This window comes from Marinobacter sp. CP1, from assembly GCF_001266795.1.
GTDB lineage: Bacteria > Pseudomonadota > Gammaproteobacteria > Pseudomonadales > Oleiphilaceae > Marinobacter > Marinobacter flavimaris.
On sequence record NZ_CP011929.1, the window covers coordinates 489349 to 507269 of the forward strand.

Genomic DNA, 17921 nt, shown 5'->3' on the forward strand with positions numbered 1-17921 from the left:
AATTCACAATTTTCGTTTTTCTTAAAATTGAAGGATTTTTCTGGCTGCCCCTCCCCCTGTCAGAGCGCTGCGCCTATGTTCCCGAGAATAGTTTGGGCCCTGTTCTCCAAAGAATACTGGAACTCACTTGGGTTAGGGCTTTCACCGGATAAAAGCATTTTCTGGATAGCACTTGATAGCGAACCCGGATCCTCTCCGTCACACAAAGTTCCTCGCGAGTAATCCCCTAAAAGCTCGCGGTGCACCGGAATATCGGAAGCAACAATTCGACACGAGCACGCCATAGCCTCCAGCAACGCATTCGGCATGCCTTCCTTCCTAGAGGGAGTTACGAATACGTCTGCAGCATTAAGGTAGTGGCGTAACTCGTTTTGCTCGGCTTTTCCACAGAACACAATTTGTGCATGTTCGAGTCGCTGCGGCCCTTCACCAATAAAGACCATATTCGGAACTCTCTGCAACCGCTCACAGGCCGCCAAGACCCTTAGAGGCCCCTTCCTATCGATGAAACCACCAACAAAAAGTACGATTTGAGCTGTCGGGCTCAGTCCCAACCTTTTCCGAGCCTCTGCTTTCGATGCCGGAAAAAAAACTTTCGTATCTACCCCATTGGGCACGTATCGGTGTTTCACATCCCCCCCGTATGTCTGAGCCAAAAATTCAGTTTTATCGCGAGAGTTGGGAAAGACTTGGTTAAACCCGTCCAGCGTCTTTCTGATATACTTTCGCGAGTATATTTCCTCATATGCCTCAAACGTGCTCTCGCCCAAAGAGCAGAATGCCGGCTTACCCGAACGCTCCGAAAGCATAACCGCAGTTGCGCCAGACGGAAAAAGGAAATGCGAATATATTGCATCGAAGCTGAATTTTTGTCTTAATGAAAAAAAATAGATCGCTAACTTGAAAGACAAGTGAGAAAACCATCTTGTTTTAAGCCCAAAGAATTTCTTGTTACCAAACGACATAAACCTTGGTCGGTATACTTCATACCCATTCTCTGATTTTTTTTTGGGCATAGAGTCACCTATGAATTTCTGAGGCGATATTACGATAACTTCATGCCCCAAGCGGACAAACTCAACCAGGAGATTCTTTACAAAGATACCGTTTTGGGGTCTCGATTCACTTGGAAAGTTTGCTGCAATTACCAAAATTTTCAATTAGAAGGCTCCACCTCGAGAATTTCAGTTGCAAAATAATCTGAAAAATTTTTGATATTATGTTTACGGAAAACTTTCCGTGACTCACTGATCAGTGAGTCACGGAAGTCATCATTCTTCAGTGCTGTGTTTATAGCACTTATCAACATAGCTCTGTCTTTTATCAGAATACTATTTTCATCATTTAGAATCTTTCTTGTCTCTCCTACATCTGTTGCTATAACTAGGCAACCGCTTTTAATTGCCTCAAAAACGCTCTGCGAGGGATAATTATTATATGTTTGCAAAGATACAAAAATTTTTGATTTTGACAAGATATCGATAGGATTTTCGCAATAACCGACAGTTATATTGTGACTCTTGAGGACATCAACCCTGGAATGGATATAGGACTTCATTGGCCCATCTCCACAAATACGAACGTTGAGAGTAGGTTGGATTTCTGACAACGCATCGAGAAGCAATTCAATACCCTTTAGTGGAACTAATCTGGCAACAAAACAAATATCAATATTGCGCTCACCCGAATTTACTGTCTCCAATTTATTGGCGAGAAACGAACACTCAGAAACCCTGCCTTTCGATTTCGGGACTCCAAATAACTCTTGATGTTTTTCTAAAATTGAATCCGAAAGAAAATCTACCTTATTTGCAAACTTATAGGCTACTCGATGCGCAATTCTAGACCTAATTTCAAAATGCTGACGATTCACTTTACTTGAATTGACAGAAGAGATAGAAACTTTTTTTCCAAGCACTCTTATTATACCGCATAGAAAAGCCGATAATAGCCCAGGGTTAGAAGCAATATGAACATGACTGATACCGTATTGCCTTACGAAATCGGTGATCTCGACCGCCCGCCTCACCAAACCGGTTGCCTCAAGCTCGACCGTTTTTACCTGATCAAGCTTAAAACCTGAGAAAAAAGAGGCGGAGGCTAGAACGACACATTCTGTACCGGGTTGGTCATTGAGGAATTCGGCGACTCTTAGAAAACGACGCTCTACTCCTCCAGGCTTTCCTTTTGATGTAATAATAAATACGATGCGGGTCATTATTCGATCTCGAATGTATCGCTCCATACGGCAAGGTTCAGAAGGTTGAGCTTTTGTCTGACGCTCAGACTTTCATAAGATCTGACTTGAGTATCGAAGTACTTTCGCAAAAATGCAGAGTCGTAAACTTTTCTATCGAGCCAATCTTTAAGCCCCCCATTGAACCAGTACTCTTCAGGGATTGGCCAACCCATCTTGTCTCGACGCCATAAGATGTTCTTCGGGAGCTTATCTCGCATTGCGACCCTCGAGAGATACTTGCTCCATCCCTTGCGGAATTTATAGCCGGCTGGGACTTCAAAGAGAAATTCCACAAGTCGGAAATCCATAAAGGGCATCCTAGACTCAACACTGTAAGCCATTGATGTCTTGTCTGCGTAATGCAGAAGCGTAATCAGATTATTTCTAAGATCTAGCGCCAGCTTCTGATTTAAAGGCATTGCCTGGAGGCTGATTGATTTTGAGACTTTCTCAAGAAATCGAAGAGCCAGCTTTCTTCCCAAAATCATAGAGGCTACTTTGATAACTAGTCCCTTCAGCGCCCTCCTTCGTTGGCTTCGCCCTGTGAAACCGCACTCCTGAATCGCAGCGCTGAGGCTAAGATTTGCAACATAGTTGGTAACGTAGCCGTCATACCCAGCCAGCTGCTCATCCGCTCCCTGTCCATCAAGAGTAACTGTCACGTCAGAGCGGCCCACGAGCTTGAATGTATGCCAACTGGACATCAATGTCCCCGTGGGTGGCGTCTCAAGATGATAGATCATCTGCGCATGTTCGTCCGGGATGTCTTTCTCGTCTGGTTCAATCTGATTGGAGTGGACTTTAAGGTGTTGCGCCAGTTGATCAATGTATTCGCTCTCGTCGCAGGAAATGGTTCCTGGGGCTTTATAAACACTGGAAAAGGTTTCCTGGCGCCCCTCACTCCCCTCTCCGGCGTGAAGGTCGTTCACGAGACTTACAATGCTGCTACTGTCTATCCCGCCAGATAGAGCCGAGCCAACCTTGACGTCCGAACGAAGTCTCAACCGGACGGCATCTCTCAATAGCTCTCGATACTTTTCTGAAAATTCCTCGAGTTTTTGGTGGTCGAAGGCTTCTGAAGAAAGATTTGGGCGAACCGTCCAGTAGCTCGTTTCTGGTATCCGTCCTTCCAATAGCTCATCTCTGCTGCATACAGCAAACGAACTAACCCCAAACTTATAGACCCCCTCAAATGCCGTTTCGGGCAACTGCTCATTCGGACCCTCACGCAGATAGCAGTTGAGGTATTCGAGGTTCGGCCTCGGTTTCCCAAAATGCTCATAAGCTAGAAGAGCCTTTATCTCGCTTGCGAAAACAAAGCTCTTACCATCGCGCCAGAAATACAGAGGTTTTATACCAAAGCGATCCCTGCTCAATACAAATCGGTCTTCAACGCGGTCATAGATGCAAAATGCCCACATTCCATTAAATTTATTGAAACAACCAGTGCCCCAATAATCGTATGCGGCCATGATTACTTCAGTATCTGTCTGAGAGCAAAATTCGTATCCTTTCTCCTCCAATTCCAGTCTGAGCTCAGGGTGGTTATAAATCTCTCCATTGTATGTAATCACGTAGCGATCGAGGTATTGCATTGGCTGTTTGCCGGCCTCAGAAAGGTCTACAATCGCCAACCTTCTGTGCGCCAGGCCAACTCCGTTAGAGATGTAAATACCCTCTCCATCCGGCCCCCGGTGCACCATCGTATCGCTCATCGCTCTCAGATTTTCTGGACAAACCTCTGATGTCGAGACGATTCCGACTATTCCGCACATTTAAATTTTTTCCACTGGCTTTATATAGGTTCCTAAATCTTTCAAACGCGCATCACCGTGCTTCAAGTCGCCAGTAAATTTACGAGAAAGTTTATATTGTTCGCTTCTGGAGAGCTCAAAATCACTTTCCATACTGCCAATGGCAGAATCGAAGCTTTCCTCATAGCCTAGCTTCGACAGAAGCTGAACAAAGGATACCTCTGGCAGGTCAAAAATCTCAGCGTAGGCTCTACTAACTTTCAGGTTTTTCAGAGCTGCCAGTGAACGTTTTTCTTCATCGGAAAGTTCCCTTCTTTTACGCGCTTCGGTTTTCCCAAATTCTTTCTGATTCCAGGAAGCCAGCTTTACAGTGTGATATTTTCGATAAGGGTTGCTTTTAAAGCCTGCCTCGACCTCTGCTACATCAACATTAAATGAACCAACAGATCGCAGTATGTCCGCCGCAATTTCAAATGGGCGCTCGGTCAGATCCTCGTAACGAACAATCTTGACACGATTATTATCGGCAAATTCGAAGATCTTGGCCTCGTCAATCAGCCAGGTAATGAGGGCGATACCAGATAAGAACCCCCTCTTTTTCAAAGACAGGAATACGTCTACAGGGTCCCTCACAATGTGGACGAACGGATTATCTGTTTTCTCGAGATACTGCCTAACGCAATGGATGTTCTGAGGGCTCTTTTCAAACACGACTCCATCGAGACTCTTCCCTCTCAGCGCAAGGAAACTTCTAGCAAACTTTGACAGGAAGTCACGTAAGCCCTCAGAACCAGCCACCATCTGCTCGAGACGTTGGCCATTCAGACCAAATGCACATAGGTCATTAAAAACCAGGCCATTCCTGCGCAGGTATACTGAAGCGCAACGACTCCTTTCCAGGAAAAATTGCCGAAAACTTTCTTCTTCGTACAACGCTTCGATACTGAATAAATTTAGTTCCGGCCCCACAGCTGAATAGGCAGTGCTATCCAACAGGTCGGCAAGAAACGTGCTTCCGGAGCTGGGACAATTCCCCAGCGCAATAGTAGTGGTCATATCCTTCTCTTAACTCTCTGGTAGGCCACAAGGTTGAAGATAATGTAATAAAAACTTGCTGAAGCCACCAAGGCGATCAAAAACTCATGTTGGCTCTCATTGAACAGTGCTAATGCAGAAAAACGAAGTCCCAGTGAGAAAACTGCTTTCAGGCCGAGGTCAATATGCTGCTCATTAATGACTGTTAAGGTTGAACTCACCGGGTAATTAATGAACTCAAAAAATTTCCAAACCACCACAAACATCATGATACTCCCCACTTCTGACCAGTTTTGTCCCAAAATATAAGGAACAACCGGCTCGGCTAATACGAACACGAGGATGGTAGGGAGACTCATGGCCAACGCGAGCTTTGCAACCGTTCGTCGGTACAACCTCAATAGGTTTTCAGGGCCCGAATGAAATATGTCAGCTGCCTGCTTAAAGTAAACTTGACTGATTGCATTGCCTACAATTTTTAACGGAACTTCAATCAACTTGATCGCAAGAACATAGTAGCCAACCAATTCCGGACCAAAATATCTGGCTATCATGAATACTGGCAACTGCAGCGCCACCGTGTTCAACAACACTGCTGGCGTACTGTATAAAATGAACCGGTGATATTTCTTTAGTGCCCAGCCAAGCTTCCGCCTTGAAAAACTCAGGTTTGTTTGCTTGTACTTCACAGCTAGTACAATGCTTAAAATATATCCAACTACCTGACTCACAAATAACGACAGAAATGTTGGTGACAAGAGGCCGAGGCTGATTTTCATTCCCTGAGCGGATGCCGTCTCAATTACCTTATTACTTCCCAGTTCCTTAAAGCGTTTTTCTCTGGTAATGGCGTACCTAAGCACCTGCACCAAACCAGCAAGGAAGATCGCAACGCACATCAGGAACAGATAGGGTTCAAGAACCTCGGCATTCAACAGCTGGAGAAAGGCTCCACCTAAGAAAAAGAAGGCAATTGAAATGAGGAACGTCGTCAGTATGAGGAAAATCAGCGCAAGGGTATAAACTGCACTGGCTTCATTTCTGCCTTTCGGCATAACGATCGCCATTTCATAGCGAAACGAGGTAATTACCGAAAGCACGCCTATCGTAGAAAGGAGAATCTGAAACTGACCGAAGTCCTCGGGCGAGTAGATTCTTGTGATAATGGGCAAACTGACAAGCGTTATAGCGATTGCCACGGTACTTGAGCCCGCCAACCTCATCACATTCTTTGTGAAATCAGACTGTGCGCCGAAAAAATTGGCTATTTTTCTTTTCAAAACAGAGACTCAGGGTGGGCCTGCAAGGCTGGCAGGGGGAGAGCTTTCACTCTATCCATTTAAAGGGTTAATGAGGCCTTCAGAGCTCCTACGACGCTCTCCAATTCATCGCTTACCATGTAAGGATGCATGGGCAAACTCATCACCTTTTTGGCCATATCATCACCCACCGGCAAATTGGCACCCTCATCTGCAACTGCCGGCTGTTTATTCAGCGGAATGGGATAGTGCACAGCAGTAGGAATGCCGGCCTCCTTCAGTTTCGCCTGGACTGCTTCCCGATCATCAATCCGGATGGTGTACTGCGCCCATGCAGATACGTTGTGCTGTTCCAGGATGGGCGTAGTATTTATGCCCGACTCATTCAGCATCTGGGTGTAACGGATAGCGACCTGACTCCGCAACTGAATCTCTTCCTCCAGTAACTCCAGTTTTGGCAATAAAATTGCCGCTTGTAATGTATCAAGCCGGCTATTTACGCCGACGCGTAGATGGTGATAACGCCTGTCCTGGCCATGGCGGGAAATTTGGCGAAGGATGGTGGCCAACTCATCGTCGTTTGTAAAGATTGCACCACCATCTCCGTAACAACCCAGTGGTTTACTCGGGAAGAAGCTGGTGCAGCCGATCGTCGTCAGGCTGCACGATTTTCGGCCTTTGTAGCTGGCGCCGAAGCTTTGCGCACCGTCCTCAATTACGGGAATCCCGTGCTTTTCAGCAATCGCATTAATGGTGTCAAAGTCGGCACACTGGCCGTAGAGCGACACCGGAATGATCGCTTTGGTGCTCGGGGTAATCGCTGCTTCCAGTTTCTCTGGGTTCAGGTTGTACGTTTTTGGGTCAATGTCCACGTATACAGGTTTGGCGCCCAAGACAGCAGGGGTCTCGGCTGTAGCGATGTAGCTGAAGCCCGGCACGATCACCTCATCGCCGTGCCCCACGCCAAGGGCCATCTGGGCAATTTGCAGCGCATCTGTCCCATTTGCCACCGAGATACAGTGTTTGGCTCCGCAGTGAGCGGCTAGCTTCTCCTCCAGTTCAGCCACCTCAGGGCCCAGGATATATTTACCATGGGCAAGCACTTTCTGGATGTTCTGATCTATCTGGTCTTTAATTCGGGCTTGTTGCGCGGCCAGGTCTACGAATTGCATTTGGCAGGTACCTTTTTACTTGAACTATCTGAGAGCACTCTCAGGATTTGACCAATTGGTTGTCTTTAAGCACGTATCGGCTGCCGGTGTGAGGGCATGTAGTTTCCCCCTCCCCTTGCACGGGCAGATCCAGTTGTTCGCCGAATTCGCTCATCCAACCGATCTGTTTGGCAGGTACACCAACCATCAACGCGTATGCCGGGACATCCTTATTAATAACTGCTCCAGCGCCAACGAACGCATATTCGCCAACGGTTACACCGCATACTATGGTGCAGTTGGCCCCCAGGGTAGCCCCTTTTTTAATCAGCGTGTCACGATATTCGTCCTTACGCTCAATGAGGGAGCGTGGGTTGTAGACGTTCGTGAATACCATGCTAGGGCCGCAGAATACGCCCTCTTCAAGGTGAACATTGTCGTACACGGAAACGTTGTTCTGGATTTTGCAGTTGTCGCCAATGGTTACCTTATTACCAATGAAAACATTCTGGCCCATGGAGACATTTTGACCAACTCTGGCGCCACCACATACGTGAACGAAGTGCCATACACGAGAGCCTTCGCCAATTTGAGCGCCTTCGTCAACTATGGCGCTGGGGTGGATGGTTACGGGCATAACTTATCCTCTTATTGTGAAGCCGGGTGAAGCACTCCCCCTTCCGCTGGGGAAAAGAGAGTGGGCGATCAGACTTTTTTGAGGAAGGGGTGATAATCGCCGGTCAGGCTTGCGAGTGTGGCATTTCTGATGGTGGCAACGGTCTCGATCGCTACGCGGTTTTCTTCCAAACCAAACCCGTTGCCTTTGAGAATTTCTTCGTAGCTACGGGTGTGGAGGTCTGTGAAGCCCCCAGAGAATTCGATTTCCTCGCCGTCTACTGTTATCGAACGGTAGGTGCGCTGGCCATCCGCCTTCGCGCTCTCAGGAACATATTTGTAGTCCACCGACAGGAACCAGCGAACCCGGGCTTTCTCATATTCCAAATAGCCGGCAGCCATAGTGTCGTCACTGTGATGGACCACGTTCTCCTGCAGCTCGCCAAAGATAAAATGCAGCATATCGTAGAAGTGAACACCGATGTTGGTGGCAATGCCACCGGACTTGTGTTCGTCGCCCTTCCAGGACTGCAGATACCAGTGACCACGAGAGGTGATATAAGTGAGGTCCACTTCGTGTTTGGTAGCTTTCTGTTCCTTCTGCACTTTTTCCCGCAACGCGATAATGGAAGGGTGCAGACGCAATTGAAGTATGGTGTTTACCTTCTGCCCCGTGTCCCGCTCGATTTCCTGGAGACCATCGATATTCCAGGGGTTCAGAACCAACGGCTTTTCGCAAATGGCATCAGCACCGGAGCGCAGCGCAAAACGCATGTGGGAGTCGTGGAGGTAGTTCGGCGAACAGATGCCAACATAGTCCACCGCGCGACCGCCGTTTGCTCTTCTCAGCTTGTCGATATGCCGGTCAAATCGCTCGAACTCTGTAAAAAAATCCGCGTCCGGGAAGAAGCTGTCGATAATGCCAACCGAGTCATTCTTGTCCAATGCCGCCACCAGATCATTTCCGGTTTCCTTGATGGCTTTCATGTGTCGAGGGGCGATGTAGCCGGCGGCGCCGATAAGTGCAAACTTTTTGCTCACGCTTCAATTACTCCAATAACGATGTGTGTAAATTTTCCAAGGATGGTCAGAGACGCAGATCGGTCTGGTTCGAAGGAAACAGATACTTCAAGTCGTAAACAAGGTGGTCATCTTGTTTACCTAATTTGCGGATGCTCCCCATGCCCATTGCTGCGAACTGCTGGTGGCCAACGGCAATAATAATCGCATCGTAAACACCGTGCTCAAGCTCGCTTACTGGCGCGATTCCGTATTCGTGCTCAGCCTCTTCTTTCGACACCCAGGGGTCATACACGTCTACCTGAGTGTTGTATTCCTTTAGTTCGCGCACAATGTCGATAACACGGGTGTTGCGTAAATCAGGGCAATTTTCCTTGAAGGTCAGCCCCATAACAAGCACCCGCGAGCCTTCAACGTGAATGCGTTTTTTGAGCATGCCTTTTACCAGTTGGGATACTACATACTCCCCCATACTGTCATTCAGGCGTCGGCCTGCCAGAATTATTTCAGGGTGGTAACCAATGGCCTGCGCTTTATGGGTCAGGTAGTACGGGTCAACCCCGATGCAATGGCCGCCAACGAGCCCGGGTCGAAACGGAAGAAAGTTCCATTTCGTGCCAGCAGCTTCCAATACGGCTTCAGTATCAATATCCATTCGATTAAATATAACCGCCAATTCATTGATAAGAGCAATATTCAGGTCGCGCTGGGTATTCTCGATAACCTTGGCAGCTTCAGCCACCTTAATGGTGCTGGCTTTGTGAGTGCCGGCCGTGATGATTTCGTTGTAAAGGTCATCTACCAGCTCGGCGATTTCAGGTGTAGAGCCCGAAGTGACTTTTTTTATGTTGGTAACCCGATGCTCTTTGTCCCCAGGGTTGATTCGCTCAGGGCTGTAACCAACATAAAAATCCTGGTTGAATTTAAGGCCAGACACTTTCTCTAGAACGGGCACGCAATCCTCTTCTGTAGCCCCTGGGTATACTGTCGATTCGTAAACAACGACATCACCCTTTTTAAGTGTCTTGCCAATTGTTTCGCTGGCTTTGACCAGTGGCGTAAGATCCGGTGTTTTGTGCTCGGTAATCGGAGTCGGAACCGTAACGATGTACACATTCGCGGCCGCCAAATCTGCGAGGTTCGTGGTAAAGCTAAGGCCATTTGCTTTAGACAGAAGCTCGTCTTCCACCTCAAGAGTGGAATCGTGCCCGGCCTGAAGTTCATTAATTCGGCTCTGGTCAATATCAAAGCCAATTACGTTGCGTTTTTTTCCAAATTCAACAGCTAAAGGAAGGCCTACGTAGCCCAGACCTATAACGGCGATGGTGAGCTGATCTTTTTGCATCTTGATTAACGATTTCAGTTAGTGAATTGAAATGTGAGGGCTTAGACGCTGCATCACTGGTGCTCTGGTACTTGAACAGATCTCTTATGTGACCGGCGTTTTACTGTTTCGAATGAACGCAATTAGGAACACCATAAAAATTCCCAGCATGCCACCCAACATGGCCGCAACAATTGCGATCAAAGCGCGTTTGGGGCCGCTCTTTTCCTGGGGTATTACTGCGGGGTCCACAGTTTTGAATATGTATTCATCCCGCGCATTGGCGAGCATTACCGTGCGGGTTTCGCTTTCAATAAGCTGATAGAACACTTGCTGCATCCCCGCAATATTGGTTTCACTGAGCTTTTCTTCCAGATAGGCAATGCGAGCCTCTGATTCTCTTACATCCTGCTGACGCATGTGTTCGTTAATGTCTTTAACCAACATATCAGCCCAGGCCTTGGCAACTGGGGGAGATTGGCTTTTGACACTCAACGTCACCATGCCATTCTCTTTATTCTCAGAAATACTAAGATGGCTGGCTTTAAACTTGTTTACCATATCCCAATCAGTAGGCTCCAAAACCTCACCGTCTTCATTGGTGCGCCACTGACTGTTGCTCGGGCTGTAGAGTTCTCGGTCAATCACCCACTGATTTTCTCTCATGTCCCAGGCTTTTGTTGCCATTAGAGGAATTACCAGATCGTGCCGATGAATAAAATCTGTGAGAAAGGCGCGAGACTTCAAGATTTCTTTTGCCATGACTGTCTTATTGGTCCCTCCACCGCCTAAGTTAATACCCGCCAAGCTTGCCAATCCACCCAGTTGACCACTAATCCCGTTTGCGACGCCTTCCTCCTGAGTGGGAGCGAGGAGCACACTGGCCTGATAAATGTTGGGCTGGCTTAAGGCATAGAACACACCTGCGGCTGCAAAGGCGATTGTAGTGGCCAGAATTATCCATTTGCCCCGCCAAAGCGTCAGGAACAGTTCCCGCAGATCTATTTCGTCATCCGGGTAATGGGCCACTTCCTTTGTTGGCTCATACGTGTGGGGTTCGTATTTAGTCATTACAGGTTTCCTACCGCTGCTGCACCCAAGGCCATTTGATAAACGATTTGGCTCACATTGGACCAAAGTTCAAGCTGATTCAGGCGGTCCACATCAATCGGCATGATGATCGTATCCCCCGGTTCCAACTGTTGGCTCCGGCTTCCAAACCAGCGGCTTTTCTCAGGAAGCATTACCGAACCGTCTGCTTTTACAACATACACCCGACTCTCATCGGCCTGGCGCGTCGGCCCGCCAGAACGATCAAGGTAGTCATCCACGGTCAAGCCGGCCTGGTGCAGGTGGCTGGTGGGAAATTGCACTTCGCCGAATACGGTGACGGACTGGGGAACCGTTGGAATGGTGAGCCTATCGCCATCCTGAAGGCGGATCGCCTGATAGCTTTCATCGTTCACGACCGCCTCAAGGTCAACCACCATACGACCAACCGGTCGGCTGCTTTGAACATCTTCGAGCAGCTCCTCGACCTGCTGCGCCCGATCAGCACTCTCGCCGCCTAGCCCATCGCCTTCAAGCTGAACGCCGAGAAGATCTCCCTGCAGGCGCTCTTCCGCTTCACGCAGACGTTGTGCCTCCAACTGGCGCAGCTTTTCACGGGTAAATACCGCACCTCTGGGGAAGGCGTTCCCGGTGAGGCCACCAGCGCGCTCGATGACTTGTTTGAGCGTTTCACCATTGCGAAAGGTGTATACGCCGGGATAACGCACTTCACCTTGCAGTTCAATGGTGCTGGTTTTCGCGAACTCCGGAATGGATTTAATCAGAATCCGGTCCCGGCTTTGCAGCGCCAGGTTGCCGTTGCCGGCCATGGCATCGGCCAGATTCACGTTGAGGATCCGGGTCTTGCCGATGCCATCGTCATCGGTGGTGTAGCGCGCCACTTCTGCATTGAAGAGCGATGCCGAGTCCTTCAAACCTCCGGCTACGAAAACTGCATCCGCAAGCTGTCTGGAGGCAGGTAGGGGATATTCACCAGGATATCGAACGGGCCCGGTTATCTGAATGGTCCTTTGTGGCGATGAAGGTGTTGCCTGGCTCTTCAAGCGACGAATCACTGGCTCAAAAAGACGTTCACGAGTGAACTCGCGCCGATCTTCATCCTCAATCTCGTCGCTCTTCTCGGGAAGCTCCTCTTCGCGCACTACTTTTCCGGCATCTGAGAAGATCAGCAGCTTGTCTTTTTCCTCCAGCTGGAAATCGAACTCACTACCCGGATTTTGGATGGCTTTTCTCAACCTTAGGTTCAGCACTGAAATCGTATCAGTGGATTTGTCGGTGCGAACGATAGCCGCGTAGCGCTTGTCAGCACTGGGCATCAAATCCGCATCAATATTCCCGATAATTGAACTCACCCGCATACCAGGCATCCAGGCAAAACGGCCCGGGCGTGTGGCCGCACCGGCGATCTCAACGTATTGACCCGTGATATCCGAAATTGACGGAATATTCACTCTGTCACCGGCCTGGATTCTTGCTTTCTTTCCTTTGGCGGCTGTGTAATCGGCCTCAGCGATGATCCTGAGAAAATCTTCGTTAGTCCGCTCTATATTTATACGCTGGGGATAGGCCTGGGAGGTAAGGCCACCAGCCATGCTAACCAGATCTGCCAGGCTGTTCTCGTTCTTAAGCTCGTACAGTGCGGGGCGATATACTTCACCATCAATGCCAGCGCGCTCGCCCACCGGGGGAATAAAGATTACGTCGCCCGGCTGCAAGCGGTTATCGTTGGAGCTGTCGCCCTGGAGCAGTAGTTCATAAAGATCCAGCGTGCCCACCAGCTTGCCGTCACGTTTGTGCTGAAGGTTTCGCAAGGAGCCGGTTTGTTTGATGCCACCAGAGACGTACAGGGCATTGGTGATGGTAGAGAGTGAACTCACTGAATAAGAACCGGGGTTACGAGCCTCTCCAAGCACGAATACTCGCATGCTGCGCAATTCGCCCAGGGAGACACTGGCCTGCACGCCGATGTATTGCTCAGATACCTGTTTGCGAATTTGCTGCCGCGCTTCATCAAAGCTCAGCCCTGCCACGCTCATAGGGCCGGATTGGGGAAAGCTGATGGTGCCATCCCGGCTGACGGGCAGTTCCAGGCTCTGGTTTTCCTTACCCCAGAGCTGGATTCGCAATACGTCACCCGGGCCTAACGTGTACTCGGAGGGAACAGGGATCTCCGTCACAGGAGCGAAGGTTGTTGGGCTGCCTCTGAAGAGATCATAGCCGAATGGTTTCAGGCCTCCATTTTTATCCGCAGCTTCCTGCTCCCTCTTGTCTTCTTCCTTCTCTCTGCGCGCCTGTTCCCTGTCTTCGTCGGTAATACTCGCGACTGGCTCTACTACCTGAACGTCTTGAGGGCGCTGATTGCGTTGCCCCGAGGATTGTATATCGTCCAGATCGAGACCGTACTGGCTGGCCAAGGCTTCCTGTTGGGCCCGGGGCAGGCTCTGAAACTGTTCGATCTGGGACTGGCTGATGGACTGGGCGGTTACTGCCATGGGGAGCAGCATGGCCAGAGGAATGAGCAGGGATTTCAGGTTCACTGGTTATGTTCCGGTTTAAGTCTTGAAATGTATGCCACGTACGCTTACGGACGTTTAAATATAAACAGGGTTCAGAAGCGGTAAGTCCAGGTGGCGCCGAGAGACCACAGGTCTTTCTCGCCACCCTGATACTGAATTTTCTTATCGGAGGCCTGGAAGTTCAGATCCAGCCAGCCGCTAAGCAATCGCGTTCCATAGCCTACATCGAGAATGGTTACATTCTGATCGACGTCGGGCACGGTATAAAAGATATCGTCGTTCGGTGCTTCACTGCGGATGACGCCTTCTTTATTGAGTCTCGCGAAACTCACCCTGGCACTGATGTTGGTGCCGCTGTCGAGAAAGTTTAAGGCACCCAGAGTGAGCACTTCAGAGTCGCCATCAAAACTTGCGGCCATGCTGCGGCCGTAATAGCGGTAGCCGGAGCGATAACGAGAATGATCGTAGGTGATGTTGGGCATGGCATCGCCCAGGAAGTCGTCCGCCAGGGTGTTGGTATATTCTACAAACCATTGCTGATCAGCGTTGAATAGCTGCGTGGTCCAGTCCGTGCCCAAAAGCCAGGACTTACGGGCCGGGAAAGCGCCAGCTTCGTCTTCGCCCATCATCTGGGCGTATAGCCCCATGGATTGCTCACCAATTGCGAATCCGTAGCGCGCATCAATGCTGGCAAGCTGGTTGCCCGGGTCATCTTCTTCGAGCTGGCCGTTATCGCGGCCGATCAGCGCGTTCCATATGGTCGACGCGCCTTCAGGTCGCCCTTCTCCTCCAAACATGATGGCCCGTGAAAGACCAATATCCAGGCCATCGATCGGGCGGAACGTGAAGCGCATGCCAATCAGTTTGGCATCGGGCACCGCACGGTCACTTTCATACTGGCCGGCTAGCGCTGTGAACTGCCAGGGTCCGACCCAACTTAACCAAGGGGTTTCAAAAGCGTGGGTATTGTTCCGATTAATCCAAAGCGCCGGCATGGGGCGGGCGTTGTTGGAGAGAATGAGGCTGGACTGCCAGCCGGGCCCCCACCACCGGTCAATGGCCCCAGCGCCGAACACCCAGTTACCTGCAGCCGCAGCCAGGTAGCTGCCATCCAGGCGAAGCTCTTCGTCATCATCGCTTTCATAGGCGTATGAAGGCTTGAGCCCCAAGGCCCATACTTCGCCTTGCCACTGGAGATTAATCGCCGTTCCGGCTTTCGCAAGCGGGTTCTGATCAAAACCGCGAACTCCGGGTATCTCGCTGCTGCCATAGAGGCTGTACTCGCCTCGGAAACCCTGCTGGGCCTGCTGTTCTTTTTCGAAGCGCAGGTAGGCTGCAGCGGAGCCCACCGAAGACTGGTCAGAGCTAACGCTGTCCTCCAGACCACTGTGGACCGTGCTCCACATCATTGGCCAGGTGCTGATGGTGCGATCCATATGGCCGCGGTCTGCCAGTTTCTGGGCCGCAAATCGCGCCCGCGAATCTCCCGGCTCGAGCCAAGGTGCAGCCGATAAAGCAACACTTGTCAGACACGCTACCGCCCCACCGACCAGGGCCCAGTGTTTTAAGGTCATAAAATTGGATTATCTGAAAAGCGACAGGAAACAGGCAAAAGGAAGGGGACAACTGACTCCCAACTGTATCCTTGTCGGTAGATGAATGTACTGTTTCAGAAGCGTGACGATTTTACGGCAATGTCTATGACAAGCAAGTGACAAAAAGTCTGACACATGGGTTATCAGGAGGTTATGGGGGGTAAAGAATTGTTAAAGGTTCGGAATCTCAATTTTTCCGTCTACATTTCGTTCAGGTTTGTTCTAACCAAGCTTACAAACTCGGCAAAAAACGAAAGAAATATACCGCCCATCAAACCCAACATGGCAGCCAAAACCACGATCAGGCTCCGTGCGGGCCCTTTTCGTTCTGCCATTTGGCGATTAAGCACCAGAAGTTCTGCAGGCTGAATTGAATGGAGAAGCATTTCAAGGGAGAGGCGTTTATTCACTGCGTCGGCTATGGCTGCCCCCACATCCTGAGAACCTTCCAACCTCTCGATAGTTGAGGTCAAAGATTCGATTTGTCTTTCCAGGTTACTTTTGAGGGTAGCCACCGCAACAGATTGGGTCTGCTCCAGTTTCTCGATAAGTTGGCCGTGAATCTGCTTAACGTCATCAGCACTCGCTGGCGAAGCTTCAGAGACAATTCGGACAAGGCCCGTATTCTCGGGATTAGAAAAGATCACATCGAAAGCAATTGACTGATCCTGCTCTGCACGGTATTTGGCCTGAATTTCAGGGAGCCAACGATTTTCAAGCGTGGCTATAACTGTGGCAGGCTTTTCAACAAAGCTCCCTGCTTCCTTTTCCGCTAATTTGAACAGGCTGACGTAATCATATTTCTCCGGAATCAGAATGGCATACAGAACGCCCGCAGCGAGTGAAATCAGAAACACAATATAGAAGATTCGTCGACGCTTCAGAAAAGTGGAGGCCAGGTCCACAAGGCTGATCTCGTCGTTAGGGATGTGTTGAGCTGAACGCTGCCTTTCTTCCATATCGGTTCATCCTTTTTATTATTATCCGGGCAACCCATAGATGGGTATTGCCCGGGGCTCCCACACTCAGAGTGGCGCTTGCATGGCATTACCTTTAATTTTTTATAGCAGAGATCGGAACTCTTACCCTCTGCTGCTTCTGCATAAAGTTGATGAGCACTATGGCACGCGCCTCACCGTCGTAAGCCTGAAAAATGGCATTGATGCCTTCAAATGGCCCTTCATGCAGCTGCACGGCCTGGCCAGGTTTGATACCGCCCTGCTCTGCTACGGAATCGAGACTATCCTTTATATGATGGATCACATCGTCACCGATGGCCGCGGGCTTGTTAGCAAAACCCACAATCCTCAACACACCGCGAGTAGAGCGCAGTTTTGCCCACACGGGATCCGATTGTTCCAGATTCACGAACAGGTAACCCGGAAACAACGGCTCAAGCTTCTTGGTGCGCTTGCCAGCCTTGATTTTCTCCACCGTAATTTTCGGGTAGAAACAGGTAATGTCCTGATTTTGAAGATGCTGCAGGGCGCGGTCACCCTGCGCGGGCTTGTACTGAAGTGCGTACCATGTCATGGCTGTGGAAGGTACCAACTTCCCGCCGCAATGAAATACGGATTTAACACATCTTGTTTACCGTATTTCAATGGCTGGCCATCTACCGTTTGCACTTTCCCGCCGGCAGCCACCAGCACCGCCTGCGCTGCGCCCGTGTCCCACTCGCAGGTTGGCCCCATACGCGGGTATATATCGGCGTGGCCCTCGGCAATACGGCAAAACTTGAGCGAGCTGCCTGCCTGCACCAACTCGTGATCGCCAAGCTTGTCGATAAATGCTCTGGTTTCCGGGTTGAGGTGGTTCTTGCTAGCCACCACACGTTTTACTTCTTTGGGCTCCGCCACCCGAATTCGGTGAACTTTGCCAGTTCGATCACGCATGTGGGCACCCTCACCTACCACTCCCCAGTAAGCTTCTTTCAGGGCCGGCGCGATGACCACACCCATAACCGGCTCACCATCCTCAATCATGGCGATGTTGACGGTGAACTCACCCGTGCGTTGAGTGAAGTCCTTGGTACCGTCGACAGGGTCCACCAGCCAGAACCGGCGCCAGTGTTTGCGCTCTTCCCAGGGGATATCCTCCCCCTCTTCCGAAAGAATGGGGATATCCCGACTGATGCTGCGCAGGCCATGGGTGATGATGTCGTGGGCGGCGGTGTCTGCGGCCGTGACCGGAGAATCGTCTGCTTTGTAGCTCACCTTGAAATCAGACTGGTAGATATGCAGCACTTTGTCGCTGGCTTCGTCTGCTACCTTGATGACATCCGGGAGAACGGAGCTGTAATGCATGCGGTTCGCTTCCTGCTTCAGATCAAAACGTTATGA

At 50.0% G+C, this 17921-nt stretch carries 15 protein-coding genes; all 15 read right to left on the minus strand.

The window, feature by feature from the left end; translation table 11 throughout:
- Positions 1 to 59: 59 nt before the first annotated feature.
- Positions 60 to 1160: a glycosyltransferase gene (locus tag ACP86_RS02310; RefSeq protein WP_053112634.1), complete on the minus strand. Its 1101-nt coding sequence runs from the start codon at positions 1158 to 1160 to the stop codon at positions 60 to 62.
- Positions 1157 to 2218 (minus strand): glycosyltransferase family 4 protein, encoded by a 1062-nt coding sequence (locus tag ACP86_RS02315; protein WP_053112635.1) that lies wholly within the window; start codon positions 2216 to 2218, stop codon positions 1157 to 1159. The genes ACP86_RS02310 and ACP86_RS02315 overlap by 4 nt, the downstream gene beginning before the upstream one ends.
- A complete protein-coding gene (gene asnB, locus ACP86_RS02320; RefSeq protein WP_053112636.1) occupies positions 2218 to 4014 on the minus strand; it encodes an asparagine synthase (glutamine-hydrolyzing) in 1797 nt (598 codons plus the stop codon). The genes ACP86_RS02315 and asnB overlap by 1 nt, the downstream gene beginning before the upstream one ends.
- A complete protein-coding gene (locus ACP86_RS02325) occupies positions 4015 to 5049 on the minus strand; it encodes a sulfotransferase (RefSeq protein WP_053112637.1) in 1035 nt (344 codons plus the stop codon).
- Positions 5046 to 6308, minus strand: coding sequence for an oligosaccharide flippase family protein (locus ACP86_RS02330; protein ID WP_053112638.1), 1263 nt, complete (start codon positions 6306 to 6308; stop codon positions 5046 to 5048). Before ACP86_RS02330 ends, ACP86_RS02325 begins: the two co-directional genes overlap by 4 nt.
- 59 nt (positions 6309 to 6367) lie before the next feature.
- Positions 6368 to 7459, minus strand: a complete 1092-nt coding sequence (locus ACP86_RS02335) for a DegT/DnrJ/EryC1/StrS family aminotransferase (protein WP_053112639.1) — start codon at positions 7457 to 7459, stop codon at positions 6368 to 6370.
- Between the two features lie 40 nt (positions 7460 to 7499).
- On the minus strand, positions 7500 to 8075 hold the full coding sequence (gene wbpD / locus ACP86_RS02340; RefSeq protein ID WP_053112640.1) for a UDP-2-acetamido-3-amino-2,3-dideoxy-D-glucuronate N-acetyltransferase: 576 nt from the start codon (positions 8073 to 8075) through the stop codon (positions 7500 to 7502).
- 68 nt (positions 8076 to 8143) lie between these two features.
- Positions 8144 to 9094, minus strand: coding sequence for a Gfo/Idh/MocA family protein (locus tag ACP86_RS02345; protein ID WP_227507802.1), 951 nt, complete (start codon positions 9092 to 9094; stop codon positions 8144 to 8146).
- Between the two features lie 46 nt (positions 9095 to 9140).
- Positions 9141 to 10418: a Vi polysaccharide biosynthesis UDP-N-acetylglucosamine C-6 dehydrogenase TviB gene (gene tviB / locus ACP86_RS02350; RefSeq protein WP_053112641.1), complete on the minus strand. Its 1278-nt coding sequence runs from the start codon at positions 10416 to 10418 to the stop codon at positions 9141 to 9143.
- Between the two features lie 84 nt (positions 10419 to 10502).
- On the minus strand, positions 10503 to 11468 hold the full coding sequence (locus ACP86_RS02355) for a Wzz/FepE/Etk N-terminal domain-containing protein (protein ID WP_053112642.1): 966 nt from the start codon (positions 11466 to 11468) through the stop codon (positions 10503 to 10505).
- Positions 11468 to 14005 (minus strand): SLBB domain-containing protein, encoded by a 2538-nt coding sequence (locus tag ACP86_RS02360; RefSeq protein WP_053112643.1) that lies wholly within the window; start codon positions 14003 to 14005, stop codon positions 11468 to 11470. Before ACP86_RS02360 ends, ACP86_RS02355 begins: the two co-directional genes overlap by 1 nt.
- A gap of 71 nt (positions 14006 to 14076) precedes the next feature.
- The gene (locus tag ACP86_RS02365; RefSeq protein ID WP_053112644.1) at positions 14077 to 15558 is read right to left on the minus strand and encodes a capsule assembly Wzi family protein; all 1482 of its coding nucleotides are present in this window, start codon (positions 15556 to 15558) and stop codon (positions 14077 to 14079) included.
- A 221-nt stretch (positions 15559 to 15779) separates the two neighbouring features.
- Positions 15780 to 16538 (minus strand): Wzz/FepE/Etk N-terminal domain-containing protein, encoded by a 759-nt coding sequence (locus ACP86_RS02370; RefSeq protein ID WP_053112645.1) that lies wholly within the window; start codon positions 16536 to 16538, stop codon positions 15780 to 15782.
- Between the two features lie 94 nt (positions 16539 to 16632).
- Positions 16633 to 17112, minus strand: coding sequence for a transcription/translation regulatory transformer protein RfaH (gene rfaH, locus ACP86_RS02375; RefSeq protein ID WP_053112646.1), 480 nt, complete (start codon positions 17110 to 17112; stop codon positions 16633 to 16635).
- Positions 17109 to 17885, minus strand: coding sequence for a 3'(2'),5'-bisphosphate nucleotidase CysQ (gene cysQ / locus ACP86_RS02380; RefSeq protein ID WP_053112647.1), 777 nt, complete (start codon positions 17883 to 17885; stop codon positions 17109 to 17111). The genes rfaH and cysQ overlap by 4 nt, the downstream gene beginning before the upstream one ends.
- Positions 17886 to 17921 lie beyond the last annotated feature (36 nt).